At 64.9% G+C, this 19,376-nt stretch carries 15 protein-coding genes and 1 pseudogene; 13 read left to right on the plus strand and 3 right to left on the minus strand.

Annotated elements, in window-relative coordinates:
• Nucleotides 1-107 precede the first annotated feature (107 nt).
• From AC3RCP_RS05050 to AC3RCP_RS05085, 8 genes are all read left to right on the plus strand, one after another.
• Nucleotides 108-1,703 carry an FAD-binding oxidoreductase gene (locus tag AC3RCP_RS05050; RefSeq protein WP_492569155.1) on the plus strand — a complete coding sequence of 532 codons (1,596 nt, stop codon included), beginning with the start codon at nt 108-110 and terminating at the stop codon, nt 1,701-1,703.
• A 5-nt stretch (nt 1,704-1,708) separates the two neighbouring features.
• Entirely contained in the window at nt 1,709-3,322 is a 1,614-nt protein-coding gene (locus AC3RCP_RS05055; RefSeq protein WP_492569156.1) for a glycerol-3-phosphate dehydrogenase/oxidase, read from the plus strand.
• Nucleotides 3,319-4,881, plus strand: a complete 1,563-nt coding sequence (locus AC3RCP_RS05060; RefSeq protein WP_492569158.1) for an FGGY-family carbohydrate kinase — start codon at nt 3,319-3,321, stop codon at nt 4,879-4,881. Before AC3RCP_RS05055 ends, AC3RCP_RS05060 begins: the two co-directional genes overlap by 4 nt.
• A gap of 191 nt (nt 4,882-5,072) precedes the next feature.
• Nucleotides 5,073-6,398: a phospholipase gene (locus AC3RCP_RS05065; protein ID WP_492569159.1), complete on the plus strand. Its 1,326-nt coding sequence runs from the start codon at nt 5,073-5,075 to the stop codon at nt 6,396-6,398.
• Between the two features lie 53 nt (nt 6,399-6,451).
• The gene (locus AC3RCP_RS05070) at nt 6,452-8,437 is read left to right on the plus strand and encodes a DUF1302 domain-containing protein (RefSeq protein ID WP_492569161.1); all 1,986 of its coding nucleotides are present in this window, start codon (nt 6,452-6,454) and stop codon (nt 8,435-8,437) included.
• Nucleotides 8,438-8,481: 44 nt separating this feature from the next.
• Nucleotides 8,482-9,852 carry a DUF1329 domain-containing protein gene (locus AC3RCP_RS05075; protein WP_492569163.1) on the plus strand — a complete coding sequence of 457 codons (1,371 nt, stop codon included), beginning with the start codon at nt 8,482-8,484 and terminating at the stop codon, nt 9,850-9,852.
• 143 nt (nt 9,853-9,995) lie between these two features.
• Nucleotides 9,996-10,553: a hypothetical protein gene (locus tag AC3RCP_RS05080; protein WP_492569164.1), complete on the plus strand. Its 558-nt coding sequence runs from the start codon at nt 9,996-9,998 to the stop codon at nt 10,551-10,553.
• A 901-nt stretch (nt 10,554-11,454) separates the two neighbouring features.
• Complete coding sequence (locus AC3RCP_RS05085) at nt 11,455-11,838, plus strand: hypothetical protein (RefSeq protein WP_101336787.1); 384 nt, start codon at nt 11,455-11,457, stop codon at nt 11,836-11,838.
• Between the two features lie 333 nt (nt 11,839-12,171).
• Here AC3RCP_RS05085 and AC3RCP_RS05090 read toward each other — a convergent pair whose 3' ends face one another.
• Both AC3RCP_RS05090 and AC3RCP_RS05095 read right to left on the minus strand, forming a co-directional pair.
• Entirely contained in the window at nt 12,172-13,035 is an 864-nt protein-coding gene (locus tag AC3RCP_RS05090) for a methyl-accepting chemotaxis protein (protein ID WP_370686826.1), read from the minus strand.
• Nucleotides 13,036-13,077: 42 nt separating this feature from the next.
• Nucleotides 13,078-14,223, minus strand: a pseudogene (locus AC3RCP_RS05095) (methyl-accepting chemotaxis protein); the annotation flags it as partial.
• 250 nt (nt 14,224-14,473) lie between these two features.
• Here AC3RCP_RS05095 and pmrG point away from each other — a divergent pair.
• The 3 genes from pmrG to AC3RCP_RS05110 all read left to right on the plus strand — a co-directional run bounded on the left by pmrG (nt 14,474) and on the right by AC3RCP_RS05110 (nt 16,498).
• Nucleotides 14,474-15,130 carry a lipopolysaccharide core heptose(II)-phosphate phosphatase PmrG gene (gene pmrG / locus AC3RCP_RS05100; protein WP_492569166.1) on the plus strand — a complete coding sequence of 219 codons (657 nt, stop codon included), beginning with the start codon at nt 14,474-14,476 and terminating at the stop codon, nt 15,128-15,130.
• A 25-nt stretch (nt 15,131-15,155) separates the two neighbouring features.
• Entirely contained in the window at nt 15,156-16,022 is an 867-nt protein-coding gene (locus AC3RCP_RS05105) for a phosphatase PAP2 family protein (RefSeq protein WP_101336788.1), read from the plus strand.
• A 140-nt stretch (nt 16,023-16,162) separates the two neighbouring features.
• Entirely contained in the window at nt 16,163-16,498 is a 336-nt protein-coding gene (locus AC3RCP_RS05110; protein ID WP_028681622.1) for a hypothetical protein, read from the plus strand.
• A 90-nt stretch (nt 16,499-16,588) separates the two neighbouring features.
• Here the strand turns inward: AC3RCP_RS05110 and AC3RCP_RS05115 are convergent, their stop codons facing one another.
• A complete protein-coding gene (locus AC3RCP_RS05115; RefSeq protein WP_101336789.1) occupies nt 16,589-18,043 on the minus strand; it encodes an ArnT family glycosyltransferase in 1,455 nt (484 codons plus the stop codon).
• 270 nt (nt 18,044-18,313) lie between these two features.
• Between AC3RCP_RS05115 and AC3RCP_RS05120 the strand changes: the two genes are divergently transcribed.
• Together AC3RCP_RS05120 and AC3RCP_RS05125 are read left to right on the plus strand one after the other, a co-directional pair.
• Entirely contained in the window at nt 18,314-18,658 is a 345-nt protein-coding gene (locus tag AC3RCP_RS05120; RefSeq protein ID WP_007920795.1) for a hypothetical protein, read from the plus strand.
• 333 nt (nt 18,659-18,991) lie between these two features.
• Nucleotides 18,992-19,309, plus strand: a complete 318-nt coding sequence (locus AC3RCP_RS05125; protein WP_101336790.1) for a hypothetical protein — start codon at nt 18,992-18,994, stop codon at nt 19,307-19,309.
• Nucleotides 19,310-19,376: the final 67 nt, after the last annotated feature.

Genomic DNA, 19,376 nt, shown 5'->3' on the forward strand with positions numbered 1-19,376 from the left:
ATTGGCTACTCGAACTGGCCTGATGCGACCGTGACACCCGTGCGCCGCGAACTAGTATGGAGGCCTTGCAAACCAACACTTACAAGCACGACACAAGGGGCACAGGCATGCGACGCTGGAACGGCTGGGGCGAACAAAGCACGGTGGTCGAATTGCCCGCCCAGGGCGCGGGGTTTCTTGCGCAGCGTATCGGCACCGGGCGCCGGCTGGCGGATGCTTCGCTGGAAGCCGCGTTGGCCCGGGTGCCGCCGTCGCGCCTGATGCCCCATGCGCTGTACAGCATCGAGGCCCATGACCGGCTGCTGCATGCCCGCGGCCAGAGCCTGCCGGACTGGCTGGCCCTGCGCGAAGGCACGCTGGAGCGCTACCCGGACGGCGTGGCCTTTCCCGATAGCGCCGAGCAGGTTCGCCAGTTGCTGGCCCTGGCCGAACAGCAGGACCTGTGCCTGATCCCCTACGGCGGCGGCACCTCGGTGGCCGGCCACATCAACCCACCCGTTTCGACGCGGCCGGTACTGACCGTGTCCATGGCGCGGATGAATCGCCTGCTGGAGCTGGACGAAAGCAGCCTGATCGCCACCTTCGGCCCCGGCGCCAGCGGCCCGCAGGTGGAAAGCCAGTTGCGCGCCCGCGGCTATACCCTGGGGCACTTCCCGCAGTCCTGGGAGCTGTCGACCCTGGGCGGCTGGGTCGCCAGCCGCTCCAGCGGCCAGCAGTCCCTGCGCTACGGGCGCATCGAGCAGTTGTTCGCCGGCGGCACCCTGGAAACCTTCGCCGGCCCCTTGCAGATTCCCGCTTTCCCGGCGTCGGCCGCGGGGCCGGACCTGCGCGAGGTGGTGCTGGGCTGCGAGGGCCGCTTCGGGATCATTTCCTCGGTCAAGGTGCGGGTCAGCGCGCTGGTCGAGGACGAGCGCTTCTATGGCGTGTTCCTGCCGGACTGGCCCAAGGCGCTGCAGGCCATCCGCCAACTGGCCCAGGCCCGGGTGCCGCTGTCCATGCTGCGGCTGTCGAACGCGGTGGAAACCGAGACCCAGCTGGCCCTGGCCGGCCATCCGCGGCAGATCGCCTGGCTGGAGAAATACCTGAAGCTGCGCGGGGCGGGGCAGGGCAAGTGCCTGCTGACCTTCGGCGTGACCGGCAACCGCCAGCAGAACGCCCTGTCCCTGCGCCAGGCCAGGCAGCACCTGAAGGCCTTCGGCGGGGTGTTCACCGGCACCTTGCTGGGCAACAAGTGGGCGCATAACCGCTTTCGTTTTCCCTACCTGCGCGAGAGCCTCTGGCATGCCGGCTATGTGGTCGACACCCTGGAGACCGCCACCGACTGGAGCAATGTCGACAACCTGTTGCAGCGCATCGAGGCCAGCCTGCGCGATTGCCTGGCGGCCGAAGGCGAACAGGTCCATGTCTTCACCCACCTGTCGCATGTCTACGGCGAAGGCTCGAGCATCTACACCAGCTACGTGTTCCGTCCGGCCGCGGATTACCCGGCCACCCTGGCCCGCTGGAAGGCGCTCAAGCATGCGGCCAGCCAGACCATCGTCGAGCACGGCGGCACCATCAGCCACCAGCACGGCGTGGGCAAGGACCACGCGCCCTACCTGGTGCACGAAAAAGGCGAACTGGCGATCGCTGCCCTGCGCAGCCTCAGCCGGCACTTCGACCCTGCCGGGCGCCTCAACCCCGGCACCCTGCTGGAGGAATAAGGCCCATGAGCACGGATTGGAATGCGCAATGGCGCCAGGCTCAGCTGCCGACCCTGGCGGGCCAGAGCTGGGACCTGATCGTGATCGGCGGCGGCATCAGCGGGGCCGGGATCCTGCGTGAGGCGGCGCGGCATGGCTGGCGCTGCCTGCTGCTGGAACAGCGCGATTTTGCCTGGGGCACTTCCAGCCGTTCCTCGAAAATGGTCCATGGCGGCCTGCGCTACATCGCCAAGGGCCAATGGCGCCTGACCCGCGATTCGGTGCGCGAACGCCAGCGCCTGCTCGACGAAGCCCCCGGGCTGGTGGAGCCCATGAGCTTTCTGATGCCGCACTATCGCGGTGTGTTTCCCGGGCCGCGGGTGTTCGGTGGCCTGCTGGCGGTGTACGACGCCCTGGCCGGGCGGCGCAACCATCGTTTCCACGATGTCGAGCAGATGCGTTACCTGGCGCCCGGCATCAAGGCCGAAGGCTTGCTGGGCGGCTCATGTTTTCTCGATGCCCTGACCGACGATGCCCGGCTGGTGATGCGGGTGCTGGCCGAGGCGCGGGCCGATGGCGCCCAGGCGTTCAATGGCCTGCGCGTGCAGCAGGTGCTGCGCGAACGGGGGCGAGTGTGCGGGGTGTCGGTCGAGGACGTGGAAAGCGGCCAGGCGCTGACCCTGCGTTGCGCGGTGCTGGCGGTGGCGAGCGGGGCCTGGGCCGGGCGTTTTGCGCCGCCTGGCGAGAACCGCCACTTGCGGCCCCTGCGCGGCAGCCACCTGTTGCTGCCCGGCTGGCGCTTGCCGGTGGCCCAGGCATTCAGCTTCCTGCATGACAGCGATCGGCGCCCGGTGTTCGTGTTTCCCTGGGAAGGCGCCACCGTGGTCGGCACCACCGACCTCGATCACCGCGAAGACCTCGACCAGAGCGCGCGCATCAGTGCCGAGGAGCTGGCCTATCTGCTGGCGGCCTGCGAGCAGCAATTTCCCGAGGCGCGCATCGGCGCCGCCGATGTGCTGTCGACCTGGTCCGGGGTGCGCCCGGTGGTGGGCAGCGCCGACGCGGCGGGCAAGCCTTCCAATGAAACCCGCGAGCATGCGCTGTGGTGCGAGCCGGGCTGCGTGACCCTGGCCGGCGGCAAGCTGACCACCTTTCGTACCCAGGCCATCGAGGTGTTGCAGGCCTGTGCGGCGATGCTTGGGCGCCCTCTGGACGCTGCCGACGCGGCGGTGTTCGCGGCCGTGCCGGCGGTGGAGGTCGCGGGCCTGAGCAGCGGCCAGCTGCGCCGCCTGGCCGGGCGCCATGGGCGCGACCTGCCGCGACTGGCGCAATGGCTGGCGCAGCTGGGATGCGGCTGCGTCGCCAGCAGCGACACCTTGTGGGCCGAGCTGGCGTTTGCCGCCCAAAGCGAGATGGTCCTGCACCTGGACGACCTGCTGCTGCGCCGCACCCGCCTGGGCCTGTTGCTGGCCAACGGCGCGGCGGCCGAGCTGCCGGCGATCCGCGCCCTGTGCCAGCCCCTGCTCGGTTGGGACGACGCGCGCTGGGAACAGGAACAACAGCGTTATCACGACCTGTGGCTGCGTTATCACAGCCTGCCCGAGGTTGCCTATAGAAGCCTACCCAAGAGCCATCCATGAACAACGACAAGCCCTATCTGCTGGCGATCGACAATGGCACCCAGAGCGTGCGGGCCCTGTTGTTCGACCTGCAAGGCAACCTGCTGGGCAAGGGCAAGGTCGAGTTGCAGGCCTACTATTCCAGCCAGCCCGGCTGGGCCGAACAGGACCCCGATTACTACTGGCGCAAACTCGGCGAGGCCTGCCAGCAGTTGTGGCAGCAGACCGGCATCGATCGCCGGCAGATCCGCGGCGTGTCGCTGACGACCCAGCGCGGCACCCTGATCAACGTCGATGCCGACGGCAAACCCTTGCGTCCGGCGATCCTCTGGCTCGACCAGCGCCAGACCGAAGTCGAGGGCGACCTCAAGGGCCCCTGGAGCTGGCTGTTCAAGCTGATCGGGGCCCAGGCCACGGTGGACTACTTTCGCGCCCAGGCCGAGGTCAACTGGATCGCCCGGCACCAGCCCGACGTCTGGGCGGCCACCGACAAGCTATTGCTGCTGTCGGGCTTTCTCACCCATCGGCTGACCGGGAACTTTGTCGACTCGGTCGGCTGTTGCGTGGCCTTTTTGCCCTTCGACTACAAGCGCCTGCGCTGGGCCGCGCCCCGTGACTGGAAATGGCAGGCCCTGGCGGTGCGCCCCGAGCAGCTGCCGAGCCTGTGCAAGCCGGGCGAGGTCCTGGGGCATATCAGCGCCGCGGCCAGCCAGCTGACCGGGATTCCCGAAGGCTTGCCGCTGATTGCCGCGGGGGCCGACAAGGCCTGTGAAGTGCTGGGTTCCGGGGTGCAGGACAGCAGCACTGCCTGCCTGTCCTACGGCACCACGGCGACCATCACCACCACCCGGTCCCGCTACCGGGAAATCATCCCGCTGATCCCGCCTTACCCCTCGGCGATGCCCGACCATTACAACTGCGAAGTGATGATCTATCGCGGCTACTGGATGGTCAGCTGGTTCAAGCAGGAGTTCGGCCTGCGGGAAATGCAGCAGGCCCGCGAGCAGGGGCTGGAGCCGGAGGTGTTGTTCGATGCGCTGGTCAACGCGGTGCCGCCCGGCTCCATGGGGCTGATGCTGCAACCTTACTGGTCGCCCGGAATCCGCGAGCCGGGCGTCGAGGCCAAGGGCGCGATGATCGGCTTTGGCGACGTGCACACCCGGGCGCATATCTACCGGGCGATTCTCGAGGGCCTGGCCTACGCCCTGCGCCAGGGCAAGGAACGCATCGAGCAGCGCACCCGCACCCCGATTACCTGCTTGCGGGTGGCCGGCGGCGGTTCCCAGAGCGACGCGGCCATGCAATTGACGGCGGACATTTTCGGCCTGCCCGCCGAGCGTCCGCATGTGTACGAAGCCTCCGGGCTCGGCGCGGCGATTGCCTGTGCGGTCGGGCTGGGCCTGTACCCGGATTTCCCCACGGCCATCGCCGGCATGACCCGCGTCGCCGAGGTCTTCCAGCCGCAACCCCAGGCGCAGCAGCTCTATCAGCGGCTGTACCGTGAGGTGTACGTGCGTATGTACCGCCAGCTCAGCCCGCTGTACCGCAGCATTCGCGAGATCACCGGTTACCCGGCCTGAACCCGGCCGCATGCCAGCGGTTGTCGCGCCCGGGTTTTGCCGGCGCGCGGCGTTGGCGGCTGCGTGGATTCGCGGGCAACGGTGTGGCGCTATCGGAGAGTTTTTTTGGCCAGATTGGACAGTGTCAGGCCCGGGGGCGGTTGTTAGGCTCGATCCCCACTGCCGATTGATCCAATAAGAGCGAAAAGCCGATGAAGTTGTCTGTAGCGCTGTGGTGGGGGCTGGCGTGGGGAACCTGCGCGATGGCGCCCGATGCCCAGGCCTGGTCCAACCACACCGTGGGCAGCTACCTGGCCTTGCAGGCGTTGCCGCAACTGCGTGACGCGCCCGAAGTCGAGGTCGAAGCCCTGGAGCCGTTCCTCGTGCAGGAGCATGTGGGGCTGGTGGTCTTGCTCGAGCGGCAGGAGCAGTTTGCCCGTGAACACTTCGCGCACTATCCGCCGCGCCCGGACGGGCTGAAGCTGGGCGAGCAGCCGGGGGACAATCCGCGCCAGGCATTCCTCCAGGCGCTGCGGCTCAACCCGAAGATCCACCTGGCGCTGGCGATCCAGCCGATGGTCGGGCAAGACCAGCCCCGGCGCCAGCACCTGGCGGCGGACCAGGTGATGGTCGAGCAGACCCTTTCGCCCTGGAACATCCAGCGCTTCATTGCCCTGGGTCCCGCCGAGCGCGTCGCGCCGCTGGCGGTGCTGGCCAGTGCCGCCGACGAGCCGGACTACGGCCACGACATCAACCTGTTCAGCGACAACCCCGGCGATGTCGGCGCGCGCTATGGCTTCGGCCAGCAGCCCTTCGGCGATGCGCGATTCCAGTACAGCTCCCAGGCGCCGTTCCACATGGGGTTTTTCCACGAAAACCCGGTGGTGTATGCCGCCGCGCCGTTCCTGCAACGCAACTGGCCGCACTGGCGGGCCTATCAGTTTCTCGACCTGGCGCGCTTCGCCTTCGCCAAGGGGCATCCCTATTGGGGTTACCGCTTTCTCGGCTGGGGCCTGCATTACATCCAGGACCTGACCCAGCCCTATCACGCCACGGCGCTGCCGGGTGTCGACCTGGCCGACATGCTGCTGATGGAGAGCAAGGCCCTGGCCGGTTACGACGCGGACAAGAAGGCCGCGATCGAACGCGCGGCCACCCGCCACACGGAAGTGGAGAAATACCAGTTCAACTGGCTGCACGGCCTGCTGCTGGCCGGGCAGCCGCACCCGATGCTGGCGGCCTATGCCGACACCGAGCGTGATGCGAGCTACCCGCCCTATTCGGTGGACTACCCGCGCGAGGTGATCAGCGCCGAATCCAGCGCCCAGGCCGCGGCCTTCGACGAGGCCATCGGCCAGTGGCTGCAGACCCCGGCGGCCAACCAGAGCTTCAGCGCCGGCAACGCGCTGGCCCGGGAACGTTATGAGCATGCGGCGCTGAACGGGCAACTGTTGCAACTGATCCGGAACCTGGGCGCCCACAGCCGCAATTTTGTGCGCGCCGGGATCGAGGCAGATGCCGGGCCAGGCACCGAGTAGTGCAGCGCAAGCGGACAGAAAAATAACAAGAGTCAGTCAGGGGGATGCAAGCGATGGCGATCAGCGTGTGGAGTCGGCACCCGGGAGCACCGGGCAAATGGTACGCGGCACCCAGCTATGCCGGGGTCGGGCTGCTGGGCGTGTTGCAATGGTGCGCGGTCGATGCGGTGCAGGCCATGGAGTTCAGCGTGCTGGACAACCAGGTCACCGGCTCGTTCGACAGCACCTTGTCCTACGGCCGCCTGTGGCGGGTCCAGGGGCGGGACAAGAGCAACGATGACGTCAACACCAACGACGGCAATCGCAATTTCGACACCGGGCTGGCTTCGGAGGTCTACAAGATCACCTCGGAGCTGGAGGCCAACTACCAGAACTACGGCATGTTCGTGCGCGGCACGGCGTTCTATGACACCCAGGTCATGGACAAGCGCAACGACTACTACAAAAACAACCAGCCCTCGCAGCCGAGCCAGAGCAACCCCCGGGACGATCACTTCAGCAGCCAGACCCGCGACATCGCCGGCAGCCGCGTGGAGATGCTCGATGCCTATGTCTACGGCAACTGGGATGTGGCGCAGATGCCGCTGTCGGTGCGGCTCGGGCGCCAGGTGTTCAACTGGGGCGAGGGGATTTTCTATCGCGGCGGGGTCAACACCACCAACCCGGTGGACGCCGCCAAGTACCGTCTGCCCGGCGCCGAGGTCAAGGAAGTGCTGATGCCGGTGGAGGCCATCAGTTTCAACATCGGCCTGAGCGACAACCTGACCCTGGAAAGCTTCTACCAGTGGAACTGGAAGGAGACGCGCATCGACCCGGTCGGCACCTTCTACTCGCAGACCGATCTGTTCGCCGACGGCGGCCGCACGGCTTACAACAACTTCAGCGGCACCGCGCTGGACACCCCGGTGCCGGGCTTCGGCAACGTCATCGGGCTGTATGAGTCCCTGGGCAACAACCCGGTGCTGGGCAACGTGCTGCGCAGCACCGGCCTGTACGCCAACGGCATCACCCCGGCATTCGGCAACACCCTCAAGGTGGCCTCGGTGGGCAAGGACATCAACGCGCGCAACGACGGCCAATACGGCTTTGCCTTTCGCTACATGGCCGAGTCGCTCAACAGCACCGAGTTCGGCCTGTACCTGGTCAACTATCACGCCAAGGAGCCCACCATTGCCGCCGACCTGGGCGGGTACCAAGGTGTCGACATGGATGCCCTGGCCAATCTGCTGCGCCCGGTGGCCGGCAGCCAGGCCGAGGCGCTGGCCAACGGCCTGGCCACGGCCGACGTGATGGGCAATATCCAGGCTCACCGCCGGTACGCCGAAGACATCCGCATGTATGGCTTCAGTTTCAACACCACCCTGGGGCCGGCGTCGGTGTTCGGCGAACTGGCTTACCGGCCGAACCTGCCGATCGGCATCGCGGCCACCAACGACCTGGTCGGCGACCTGGCCAATGGCGCGGCGGCCGCGGCGGCCGGCCGGACCGTGAATGTCGGCGGGCAAATGGTCCGGCTCGACAGCGAGATCAATAACGCCGAACGGATCGAAGCCTTCAACGCCTCCCTGGGCAGCATCTACAACTTCGGCCCAAGCCTGTCGTTCGACTCGTTGTTCGGGGTGTTCGAACTGGCCTCCGAACACCTGCGCGGCAGCAGCCTGAAATACAGGGCCCATGACGGCAGCACCCGCTATTACGCCGGCACCGGCAACTTTTCCTACGTCTCCGGGGGCGAGCGCGACGATCAGGTCAACCGCAACGCCTACAGCTACACGCTGATGTTCAACGGCACCTGGAACGACGTGTACGCCGGGGTCAACGTGTCGCCCTACGTGGTCTACAAGGACGACTTCGAGGGCAACTCCTACCAGGCCGGCAACTTCATCGAGGGACGCAAGGCCTACACCCTGGGGGTCAAGGCCAACTACCAGAACAAGCTGGAAGCCGAGTTGCAGTACACCGAGTTTTTCGGCGGTGGCCAGAACAACGGCGTGCGTGACCGCGACAACATCGGTTTCAACCTCAAGTACTTCCTGTGAGCCATCAGCCTGCGGCACCTGTCGAGCCGCTTCGGAGAGCATCCATGTTGCACAAGCACCGATTGATCCACGCCGGCCTGGCGCTGGCCCTGGGCATGGCCGCCGCCAGCGCCCTGGCGGCGAACGGCGATGAGGCGCAAACACTCAAGGGCCGCCTGACGCCGCTGGGCGCCGAGCGTGCCGGCAACGCGGCCGGCACCATTCCAGCCTGGGATGGCGGCATCACCCAGGCGCCCCAGGGCTATCAATCCGGCAAGCACCATGTCGACCCGTTCGCCGGCGACACGCCGTTGTTCACCATCACCAAGGCCAACCTGGAACAGTACAAGGCCAACCTCACCGCCGGTGAAGTCGCCCTGTTCAACAACTACCCGGACACCTTCCAGATGCCGGTGTACAAGAGCCGCCGCTCCGGCTCGGCGCCGCAATGGGTGTATGACAACACCTACAGGAACGCCACCAGCGCCAAGCTGCTCGACGGTGGCAACGGCTTTGCCGACGCCTACGGCGGGGTGCCGTTCCCGATCCCGAAAAGCGGGGTCGAGGCGTTGTGGAACCACATCACACGCTACCGCGGCACCTATGTGGTACGCCGCGCTTCCGAGGCGCCGGTGCAGCGCAATGGCAGCTTCGCGCTGGTGACCTCGCAGCAGGAAGGGCTGTTCAACTACTACCGCAAGGACGGGCAATTCGCCGGTTTGAAGAACGTCCTGTTCTATTACCTGGCCTTCGTGAAAAGCCCGGCGCGCCTGGCCGGTGGCGCCGCCCTGGTGCATGAGACCCTGGACCAGATCAAGGAGGCCCGCCAGGCCTGGATCTACGACGCCGGCCAGCGTCGGGTGCGGCGTGCGCCAAACCTGGCGTACGACACGCCGATCGCGGCGTCCGACGGGTTGCGCACGGCCGACGACACCGACATGTTCAACGGCTCGCCCGACCGCTACGACTGGAAGCTGCTGGGCAAGCGGGAAATCTACATTCCGTACAACAACTACAAGGTGTCCAGCCCGGCGGTGAAGTACGCCGATTTGCTCAAGGCCGGGCATCTCAACCCGCAGTACAGCCGTTATGAGTTGCATCGGGTGTGGGTGGTGGAAGGCACCTTGAAGCCCAATGCCCGGCACATCTATTCCAAGCGAGTGCTGTTTCTCGACGAGGACAGCTGGGGCGCGGCGGTGGTGGACCAATACGATGGCCGCGGGGATCTGTGGCGGGTGTCGATGGCCTATCTGAAGAACTTCTACGACCTGCCGACGACCTGGAGCGCGCTGGACGTGTTCCATGATCTGCAGGCGCGTCGTTACTACGTGCAGAACCTGGATAACGAGGAGGCGCAGACCGTGGACTTTGCCCAGCCGGTGCCGGAAGACGCTTACTTCATGCCGTCGGCGTTGCGCTTGCGCGGGACCCGGTAAGGGGCGGCTTCGTCTTGCCTCGGGCTGGCTGGCGCGGCGGCGCAGGGTTCAAGACGCTGCAGCGGGTGCCGATACGCAAGAGGCAGGCACGCTTGGGGGAGCGCGAAAGCTCCCCTGACCCTTTCAGGAACGGAGTCCAAAAAATGCAGACAGCCATTGCATGGCCAGAGGTTTTTCTCGGGGCGTTTGATGCGATCAGCGAGCGCATGGCGCAGGTGCTGGAGCTGAGCGATTGCCGGGAGCACTGGATTCAGGCCGAGCTCAGCCTGTATGCCTGGCAGCAGGGTCATACCGATGTCTGGACCGGCGGCAATGCTGGAGGACGCACCAAAGTCGACCTGTACACGGAAGATCTCGATATGGCGGCCGAGGTGAAATGCTTGGGGGATGTGTCGTTTCCCAAGTGCCTGATGGGCAAGGGGATGGCCGAGACCCGATCCGTTCTTCGAGAGGATGGCGATGGGCGACTCTGGTTTCCGCAGGTTGATCCGGGGGAGTCTCTGGTCTGGTCGGTGTTTGCCGATCTGCATCGGTTGCGACGGATGGAGGGGGTTCGGAATAAGTTTCTGATTCTGGTGATTGCCAAGGACTATGTGGCAGAGACGCAGATGGGGGAGACGCTGCGGCGGCTTCGTTTGTCGCAAGAGGAGTGGTCGTTGGAGTTGAAGAACGCCACGGTGCGGATTTGGCGGATCGAGTAATTCGGGCTGGCTGCCGTAGGAGCGAGGCTTGCCCGCGATGGCGTCCGTTCTGGCGCTGCATTTCTTGGACGGGGTACATATCCGTTGCTGCGGTCACGGCTGCTGGCGGTTTCGCCCTTACGGCGACTCACTTTTTTCAGACGCCGGAATGCCGGCCCAGCAAAAAGTAACCAAAAAACGCTTGCCCCTGCGTACGGCCTTCGCTGCGCTCAGGTTCCCTCGCTCCGGCGTCCATCAGGGGGCATCGACTCCGGTCGGCTTCGCTTCGACCTCCATACGATGTCCTCGACTGCGTCGAGGGGCGCTGCGCGCCATCCCCCTGATGAACACCGGAACGAAGCCTCCCGATGGGGCGGGCAGATCAAGATCAAAAGCCAAAGCTGCGTCATGCGCGACCTACCGGTCGGCGCTTTGTAGCCGCTGCCGAGCCTGCGAGGCTGCGATCGACCCCGCAGGGGGCGCAGGGATTTTGAAACCGCTGGAGGACCTTCGGTCCTATCGCAGCCTGCGGCAGCGGCTACAGGGGGGCGCATCGTCTCGTTTGGATGACGTGTTTTGTCGTGTAGGACGCTGTCTGAAAGTGAGGCTCTTCGCTTTATCTTGTAAGGCTTTTCCGAGAAACTCCGGGGCGCTTGCGTCTGGGAAGGGCGCTGTCTAGCCTCGGGTTTGTCACCGGTTTTTCGGTGATCGGGTTTAGCAGCTCGAGGAAAATCCAGACGTACAAGCTCCCTATCTAACTCGTTGGCATTTCTTGTTGACTTGTTTGTTATGGCAGCTGTGCGCGGGGCACCCTTGGGTGCGCTGGGTCTCTGGAGTCCTGGTCTGCTAACCCGCGTATAGCTGCCACCCTATTTTCGTTTAGCAGCGACGGGTGATGGCTCCACTACTCCGGAGTTACGCCATGAAAAAGCTCGTCCCCGATCCACCCGTTTCCCTTCCGTGCTCGCGTAGAAATCCTGAGCATGATCGTGCCAACGAAAGCATTCTTCAGGCGCTGTGCCGGCATCGTGGTGATGGTTCGCCGATGGAGGCGCTCAAGCCAACCGTGGGCACTGTCGTTGGCCAGGATTCGTTGTTTTGTGTACGCGAAGGCATCAGCGCCGAGGAGGCGTTGCTTCACGTTTCGATCCTGCTCAAGGCGGCCGAAGAGGTGTCCGATGAAATCACCGAGCGGGCCAGCGGTGTGGAGCGTGGCCTGATCTGGTCGTTGATCCATAACGTGGAGATGGCACGGGGTGTGGTGGATGCGCTGCTCGACGGCGGCCGCCGGCCCACGCAAGCCTGAACCCGAACCCCGAACCCCGAACCCCGAACCCCGAACCCCGAACCCCGAACCCCGAACCCCGAACCCCGAACCCCGAACCTTGGAATCTGGAATCTGGAATCTGGAACCTGGAACCTGGAACCTGGAACCTGGAACCTGGACCCGAACCCTGTAGCCGCTGCCGAGCCCGCGAGGCTGCGATCGGCCTGGGCGGCATTCCGACGAAGCGGACGCAAAGGTCCTGAGACCGCCGAAGGCCTTCGGCCTTATCGCAGCCTGCGGCAGCGGCTACAGGGATTGGGGAGGGTGGGCGGCCTATCGCGAGCGAGGTTGCTCGCGATAGGGCCTTGAGGGTCAGACGCGGAAGTGGCTGACCATCATTTGCAGCTGGTTGCCCAGGCGCGCCAGTTCGACGCTGGAGGCGGCGGTTTCATCGCTGGCGGCGGCGGTCTGTTCCGAGACGTCGCGCACGTTGATGATGCTGCGGCTGATTTCCTCGGCCACGGCGCTCTGCTGTTCGGCAGCGGCGGCGATCTGCTGGTTCATCGACTGGATGTTCGACACCGTGCGGGTGATGTTCTCCAGGGAGACGCCGGCCTTGCGGGTCAGGTCGACGCTGCTGTCGGTCAGGCTGCGGCTGTTGTTCATCACGTTGGCCACTTGCTGGGTGCCGTTCTGCAGGCCGGCCACCAGGCCTTCGATTTCCTCGGTGGATTTCTGCGTGCGTTGCGCCAGGGCGCGGACTTCGTCGGCGACCACGGCGAAACCGCGACCGGCTTCACCGGCGCGGGCGGCTTCGATGGCGGCGTTCAGCGCCAGCAGGTTGGTCTGTTCGGCCACGGCCTTGATCACGTCCATGACGCTGCCGATCTTCTGGCTTTCCTGTTGCAGCACGCTCATGGCGTCGGTGGAGCGCACCACTTCGCTGGCCAGGCGTTCGATCTGGGCGATGGCTTCGGCCACCACCTTGTCGCCTTCGCGGGCTTCGCCGTCGGCGGCGGCCGCGGCTTGCGAGGCTTCTTCGGCGTTGCGCGCGACTTCCTGCACGGTGGCGGTCATCTCGTGCATGGCGGTGGCCACCTGGTCGGTCTCGACCTTCTGGCTGTTGACCCCGGCGCTGGTTTCTTCGGTCACCGCCGACAGCTCTTCGGCGGCGCTGGCGATCTGGGTCACGCCGTCGCGGATGCCACCGATCAGTTCGCGCAGGGTCACGCCCATGCGGCCGATGCCTTGTTGCAGCACGCCGAGTTCGTCGCGGCGGGTGACGCGCACGTCCTGGGTCAGGTCGCCGGACGCGATGCGCTCGACCACGGTCATGGTTTCACGCAGTGGACGGGTGATCTGGCGGGTGATGATCACCGCGGCCAGGATGCCCACCAGCAGCGCCAGCAGGGTGCTGATCAGTTGCAGGCTGCGGGCCTGGACGCTTTCTTCGTCGCGGCGGTCGAGCTGGAACTGGTACAGCTCTTCGCTCTGGCTGACGATCAGGGCGCCCTGTTCGGTCATTTCCTTGCGCGCCTGGCCGGCTTCGCTGACCGCGGCCTTGAAGGTCAGCAGGGAGGTGCGGTAGTCATCCAGCGCGGTTTTCAACTGGCGCAGGGCATCGCCCTGGGTGCTGCTGAAATGGCTGTCCAGGCCACCCAGCGCGGCAATCGCCGCGTTGATCTGGGCGGCGGCATTGCGTTCGGCTTCCGCGGTGCTGTTGTAGATGTATTCACGGACTTCGAAGCGCGCCAGCAGGAACTCCTCACGGGCCTTGGTGATGGCCTGGAACTGTTCGAAGCGCTGGTCGCTCAGGGGCATTTGCTGAACGCGCGTGGTGATGCTGTTGATCAGGTTGCGCGCCGTTTCCGAGTTGCCGTTCATCACCGCGCGGGCAGCATTGGCGTTGCGGTAGGCGTTGCGCATCTTGTTCAGGGACGCCTGGTAGGCGCTGATGGTGGTGCCCTGTTCCTTGAGCAGCTTGATGTTGGCCGGGTTCTTGAAGCTGTTCTGCAGCTTCTGTTGCTGGGCCGAGAAGTCGTCCAGGGAGGCCTGCACATTCTGCGCGGCGGTTTCGTCGCCGTTGGTCAGCATGTATTGCAGGCGGGTCACGCGCAGCTTGGTCAGCCCGGCGTTCAGTTGGGTGATGTCGCTCATCCAGTTGCTGCGGTCGATCAGACCGCCCAGGCTGGTCCAGCCCGTGATGGCGAGGATGGTAGTCAGGGCCAGGACCAGGCCGAAGCCCAGGCCTAACTTGAGGTTGACGCTGATGTTGCCGAACCAGCTATTCATGCAATTCCTCCAGGAACGTTGTGCTGCTTGATCATGTATCGCTGGAAGATTGTTGTTATTGGTGGCCAGCAAGGATTTGTTCGCAGGTGTGTATCGGCGGCAAGGGCAATAGCTGAAACGATTTCGTCGCATTAGTTTTTTGCACCATTTTGGGGCTTTCCAAGGGCCTGATTTCGCTCCAGAAACCGCCTGGCCGATTGAGCTTTTTTTCACATCCGTTTCACTGGGCGGCCACGCCTCGCTGCCTAAAGTCCGACCCTCGATCGGGTGCCACGCACTCGATTTGTCATGAGCGGCGGTTAGCGTCTGCTGCGCTGCTCAACTCAATGTCTGGTGGTCATATAGGGGCGGCTCGCACGTGGCGTCAGGACTCAGTCTTCCGGTGGCAAAGCCCGCGCTCGTCGCGAGCCGTTTTGCCCGTTATCGCAATACCCTGGTGATTGCCCTGGTGGCCTTGCTGGTGCTGCCGCTGGTGTTCTTTGTGCTCAAGCCCGCGGCGGTGCCGGACCTGGCCCACGGCAACCTGGCCGGCGCCAGGGCCTTGAGCGCCGGCTGGGCCAAGGGCCAGATGATTGTGCTGATTCGTCATGTGGAGCGTTGCGACCATTCCAGGGCCGCCTGCCTGAACGTGCCCGACGGCATCACCGACCGTGCCCGTGACGTGGCGGTGGGGGTCGGCGCGCAGTTCGAGCACCTGGGGCTGGACAAGGCCGACATCTACCACAGCCCGCTGACCCGCGCGGTACAGACCTCAGGTTATATGTTCAGCAAGGCCGGCAGTGGCGAAGACTGGCTGTTCGACTGCAAACGCAGCCTGTTGCGCGATGCCCTGGCGCACAAGGTGGCCGGGCGCAACCTGGTGCTGGTGACCCACAGCGAATGCATGGCCGCGCTGGAGAAGGCGCTGAAGCTGCCGTCTTCGACCCTGGGCTACGGCGCCTCGTTGTTCGTCTCCACCGATACCCTCGACGGGCGTCCGCACATGCTCGGCTTCATCGAAGCCAGCGACTGGCGTTCCGTCGCCTTCAACCGCCCCTGACCGTCCCTTGTCCGAGACTCTGACTATGCCGGCGTTTTCCCGTCCCCGCTTTACGGCCTGGAGCTTTTATAAATGGAACCTCGGCCTGCCGCTGCTGTGCGCGGCGCTGGTGTTCCTGATGTTCGACATGACCCGGATCGACATCGCCTTCAGCGACCTGTTCTTCGATCCGGTGAGCCAGACCTTCCCGCTGGATCACTCCCATCTGTTCGAGAAGATCACCCACAAGTGGGCGCGGATCATCCCCAACTGGACCGGCGAGCTGGCGCTGATCGGGCTGCTGCTGTCGTTTGTCTGGCCGCTGTTCAAGGGCGCAAGGTTTGGCCGCGGCAAGACCTTGCTGGAGAAGCTCCGCGTGGCGCCGGTATTGCGTTTTACCGCGCGCCATCGCCGGGACCTGCTGTTCGTGGTGGTGGCCTTCGCCCTGTGCACCGGGGCGATTCACTACCTCAAGGGCCACACCAGCGTGTACTGCCCGGTGGAAACCACCCAGTACGCCGGCAAGATCGAGCACAAGGAGTGGTATGAGAACTTCGAGCTGTTGAAGACCGCCGGTGACGGCCGCTGCTGGCCGGGCGGCCATGCCTCGGGCGGTTTCACCATGCTGGCGCTGTACTTCGTGGCCCGGCGTTATCGCTGGCGCCACGCCAAGGCGCTACTGTACGGCTCGCTGCTGCTGGGTTTCGTCTATGGCACCACCCGGGTGCTGCAGGGCTGGCATTACATGTCCCATACCTTCTGGGCGGGGATCGTGGTGTGGCTCACCTGCCTGCTGACGGCGCTGCTGTTTTATGGCCGCGCGCGCCTGGAGCAGCCGGTGCTGGCGCACAGTGAGCCGGGGGCCGGGCAGTCCGCGGCGCCGATCGATAACGGTGCTTCAGTAGCTGACTGAATCGTCAATGCCAGGCGCCCGGCGGGAGAGGGCCCCGGCGCAATTTTTGGCGCTTGCCGATGTTTTTTGGGTGACCAGAACTGTTAGGGTGCGCGCCCCGGAGAAAAGAGTTCCCGGGTTCCTGGTTTATGGAGTCATGCATGAAACACTTGAGCAAAATCGCCGCCTCTGCGCTGGTTGTCCTGGCCCTGGCTGGCTGCACCGGCACCGCGATGAAAACTCAGCAACTGGATAGTAGCCAGTACACCGTGGTCGGTCACAGCGAAGCAACGGCTACCGGCATCATGCTGTTCGGGGTCATCCCAATCCGGCAGAACAACCGCTTCGTCCGCGCCCAGACCGCGGCTATCCAGGCCAAGGGCGGTGACGCGATGATCAACACCCAGATCCAGGAAAACTGGTTCTGGGCCTGGGTCCTGAGCGGTTACACCACCAAGGTCTCCGGCGATGTGGTCAAGCTGAAAACCGTTCAGTGAGCCATGCTGGCGCCGGTGCGAAAGCCTGGCGACGAGATAAAAAAAGGCACCCCATGAGGGTGCCTTTTTTATGGGCGCTCACTGTGCCGGTCAGTGGCCGACAAAGTAGTAGGCCTGGCGACTGACCGTGACCTTCTTCAGTACCTTGAGCGGTGGCTTGGGGTCTTCCTGCAGGGCCATGACCGCCACGTTGTTCGGCGAGGTGCCGAGAAACTCATTCAGCTGGGCCACGGTCTGCACGTCCTTGAGCAGGCTCTGGGTGTAGAACACGCTGGCGCCGGCCGCGCGTTCGTTGGCCTGATACAGCGCCACCTGCTGCCCGGCGGCCTGTAGCGTCTGGATCTCGCTGATCAGCGGTACAAAGGACAGCTGGCGATCGGCGCGTGGCGCGGCCCACTGCGCGGCCACCAGGTAACTGCACACCACCAGCGTCAGCACGCCTAGGGCCAGGCCGCGGCGCCGACGCCCCACGACGCTCCAGAACCCATCGCCCGCGGCGCGCTGGCGCAGGCGTTCGTACAGCACTGCCGCGTATTCGGCCGCCAGCACCGCCGCGGCCGGGGTCAGCGACATCAGGTACACGGTGCGCTTGCTCGACGCCAGGCACAGCAGGGTGAACTGGGCTACGAGCCACAGGCTGAAAAACAGCAGGTAGCGGTTTTTCACCAGACTTTTGCGAAAGTGCCACAGGCCCAGGTAGACCAGGATGTTCCACGGCAGGAAGGCTTGCGGCAGCTTGGCCAGGTAGTAATAGAAGGGCTCGTAATGCCCGGCCTCGACAAAGGAGCCATCGAAGCGCCCGACGCTGTTGGTCCACAGCACTTCGCCCAGGGCTTGCAGGCCCCCGCGCTGGTACAGGAAATACAGCCAGATCAGCAGCGGCACCAGGCCGAGCAGGGTCAGCAGGGCGGGTTTGAGCCAGTGGCCGAGGGCGAAACGCTTTTCGATCAGGCTGTCGGCCAGCAGCCAGGCGAAGATCACCACGCCCGGCATCGCCAGGCCCAGCACGCCCTTGCTCAGGGTGGCGATGGCGATGCCGAGGGCGAACAGCAGCCAGCCCAGAGTGGCCGGCTGGCGTTCGGCCTGGCGCCGTTGGGTGTGGAAAAACGCCAGCAGCGCCAGGGTCACGCCGAGGCTGAGCAGGGCGTCTTCACCGACCCCGCGCACATTGCCCCAGTAACTGGCCATGGTCGCCAGCATGGCGCCGGCGAGCCAGGCCACCGCTGGCGGGCGGCCGAAGCGGCGCAGCATGGCGTACAGCAGCATCACGCTGAACAGCCCGGCGAAGGCCGAGGCCAGGCGCACCGCCCACGGCGTGCCACCGAATACGCGGATGGCGCTGGCGTCGAGCCACAGGCTCAGCGGCGGTTTTTCCAGGAAGGGCTGGCCGAACAGGCGCGGCGTCACCCAGTCATCGTCCAGGTGCATCTGCATGGCGATCCCGGCGACCCGGGCTTCGGTGGAGCCCTGCAACTGGTGGTTGCCCAGGGCGAAGAAGAACAGCAGGGCGGCAAGCAGAAACAACAGCGGTGCGGGTCGCGACATGAGGGGACTGCCGAAGAGGTTGCGCCGGGGAGGATCAGGCGGTCCGAGTATACGGAGGCGATTCTTAACAAATCGTGAACGAGGGAGGATTGGGTAACAGCAGGCTCCTGCCTGTTTTCCTTGTTGAACGGGGTGTACCGCATGGGGTTGAACGACCGCAAGCAGGTTGCGGCAATCGTCACTACGCTGGGAGGTGCGCCCGGCGGGTGATTGATCTTTGAAAACGCCCTGGGCGTCTTTCTTTCCTGCGGCCGAACAGGTGCCTTGAACATGCGCAAACTGTGGCGAAAGTATCTGGACCTGCTGGACGGCGACCTGAACACGCGGGTCTTCGACAACGTCAAGAACCTGCTGGTCTGCGCTTTGCTGTTCGCCGCCGGGACCAATGCGCTGCACAGCGACCACCACCTGTTCCTGGGCCTGTTCGGCTCCGGCCTGACCGGATGGGGGTTGATCGGGGTGTCGGCGCTGCTGATGCTGCTCAATGTCAGCGACGGCCTGCGCCGCTTGGCCAGGCTGCCCTATCACCGGCTGCTGCAGGTCGCGCTGTTCCTGGTGTACCTGGTATTGGCGGTGCGGGTGGTGGAGATCGTCTGGAACTTCCGGGCCGAGTAGCGAAGGCTTTTCTGGTTGGCGGCATTGGCCCCTGTGGCGGCGAACAGACAAAAACTCTACAAAAAACGCGTGTCGACCACCCCGGAAATACCCTATACAGAGAGCGGTCCGCAATCGTCCATGGCGTTCGCGGGCGCCCGTACCACCCACCACGCAGGAGATGGACATGTTCAGGTTCCTCACGGTCACTGAATTAGAGCAAACCCCTCGGCATCGTCATGGCGGCTCCGTCAGCGGAGCCATTGCTGCCTGGGAGCTGAAAAATCTGGCTCTCAATACCAAGGGGTTTGTCATATGTCCAAAGAATTACTCGGAGTTTCTGCTGTAGGGCTGATGGTGCTGGGCGAGTTCTGCGCGATCTACAGCGAAGTGGTCGCCGCCCGCCTGGCGCAGACGGGCAACACGTCATGGCCGGACCTGGCGTTTCCCGTACTGATCATGTGTTTCGCCGGTATCTGCCTGATTGGCGCCTATTGGCTGGGCTATTTGGCGGTCGGCGATATCTGGATGATCACGGTGGTGTCGGTGACCTCGCTGTTGCTGCTCGAACCGCTGGTGATTTGGTCGGTGTTCCGTGAGTTGCCGGGGCGCGGCACCTTGATCGGCTGTTGCCTGGGTGCGCTGGGCATGCTCTCGGCGGTCTTTCTGTAAATCGCGTAATGACTCGAATACGGCCTGGCGGCGATCCCGCCGGGCCGTTTTTTTGTCCGCGATTGGC

Source organism: Pseudomonas sp. GW822-FHT05A08, from assembly GCF_058800485.1.

Bases quoted from the DNA above. Each gene is read 5' to 3' on its own strand.
- AC3RCP_RS05050 (WP_492569155.1), top strand. From the start codon at position 108: ATGCGACGCTGGAACGGCTGGGGCGAACAAAGCACGGTGGTCGAATTG.
- AC3RCP_RS05055 (WP_492569156.1), top strand. From the start codon at position 1,709: ATGAGCACGGATTGGAATGCGCAATGGCGCCAGGCTCAGCTGCCGACC.
- AC3RCP_RS05060 (WP_492569158.1), top strand. From the start codon at position 3,319: ATGAACAACGACAAGCCCTATCTGCTGGCGATCGACAATGGCACCCAG.
- AC3RCP_RS05065 (WP_492569159.1), top strand. From the start codon at position 5,073: ATGAAGTTGTCTGTAGCGCTGTGGTGGGGGCTGGCGTGGGGAACCTGC.
- AC3RCP_RS05070 (WP_492569161.1), top strand. From the start codon at position 6,452: ATGGCGATCAGCGTGTGGAGTCGGCACCCGGGAGCACCGGGCAAATGG.
- AC3RCP_RS05075 (WP_492569163.1), top strand. From the start codon at position 8,482: ATGTTGCACAAGCACCGATTGATCCACGCCGGCCTGGCGCTGGCCCTG.
- AC3RCP_RS05080 (WP_492569164.1), top strand. From the start codon at position 9,996: ATGCAGACAGCCATTGCATGGCCAGAGGTTTTTCTCGGGGCGTTTGAT.
- AC3RCP_RS05085 (WP_101336787.1), top strand. From the start codon at position 11,455: ATGAAAAAGCTCGTCCCCGATCCACCCGTTTCCCTTCCGTGCTCGCGT.
- AC3RCP_RS05090 (WP_370686826.1), bottom strand. From the start codon at position 13,035: ATGGGCGTGACCCTGCGCGAACTGATCGGTGGCATCCGCGACGGCGTG.
- AC3RCP_RS05105 (WP_101336788.1), top strand. From the start codon at position 15,156: ATGCCGGCGTTTTCCCGTCCCCGCTTTACGGCCTGGAGCTTTTATAAA.
- AC3RCP_RS05110 (WP_028681622.1), top strand. From the start codon at position 16,163: ATGAAACACTTGAGCAAAATCGCCGCCTCTGCGCTGGTTGTCCTGGCC.
- AC3RCP_RS05115 (WP_101336789.1), bottom strand. From the start codon at position 18,043: ATGTCGCGACCCGCACCGCTGTTGTTTCTGCTTGCCGCCCTGCTGTTC.
- AC3RCP_RS05120 (WP_007920795.1), top strand. From the start codon at position 18,314: ATGCGCAAACTGTGGCGAAAGTATCTGGACCTGCTGGACGGCGACCTG.
- AC3RCP_RS05125 (WP_101336790.1), top strand. From the start codon at position 18,992: ATGGTGCTGGGCGAGTTCTGCGCGATCTACAGCGAAGTGGTCGCCGCC.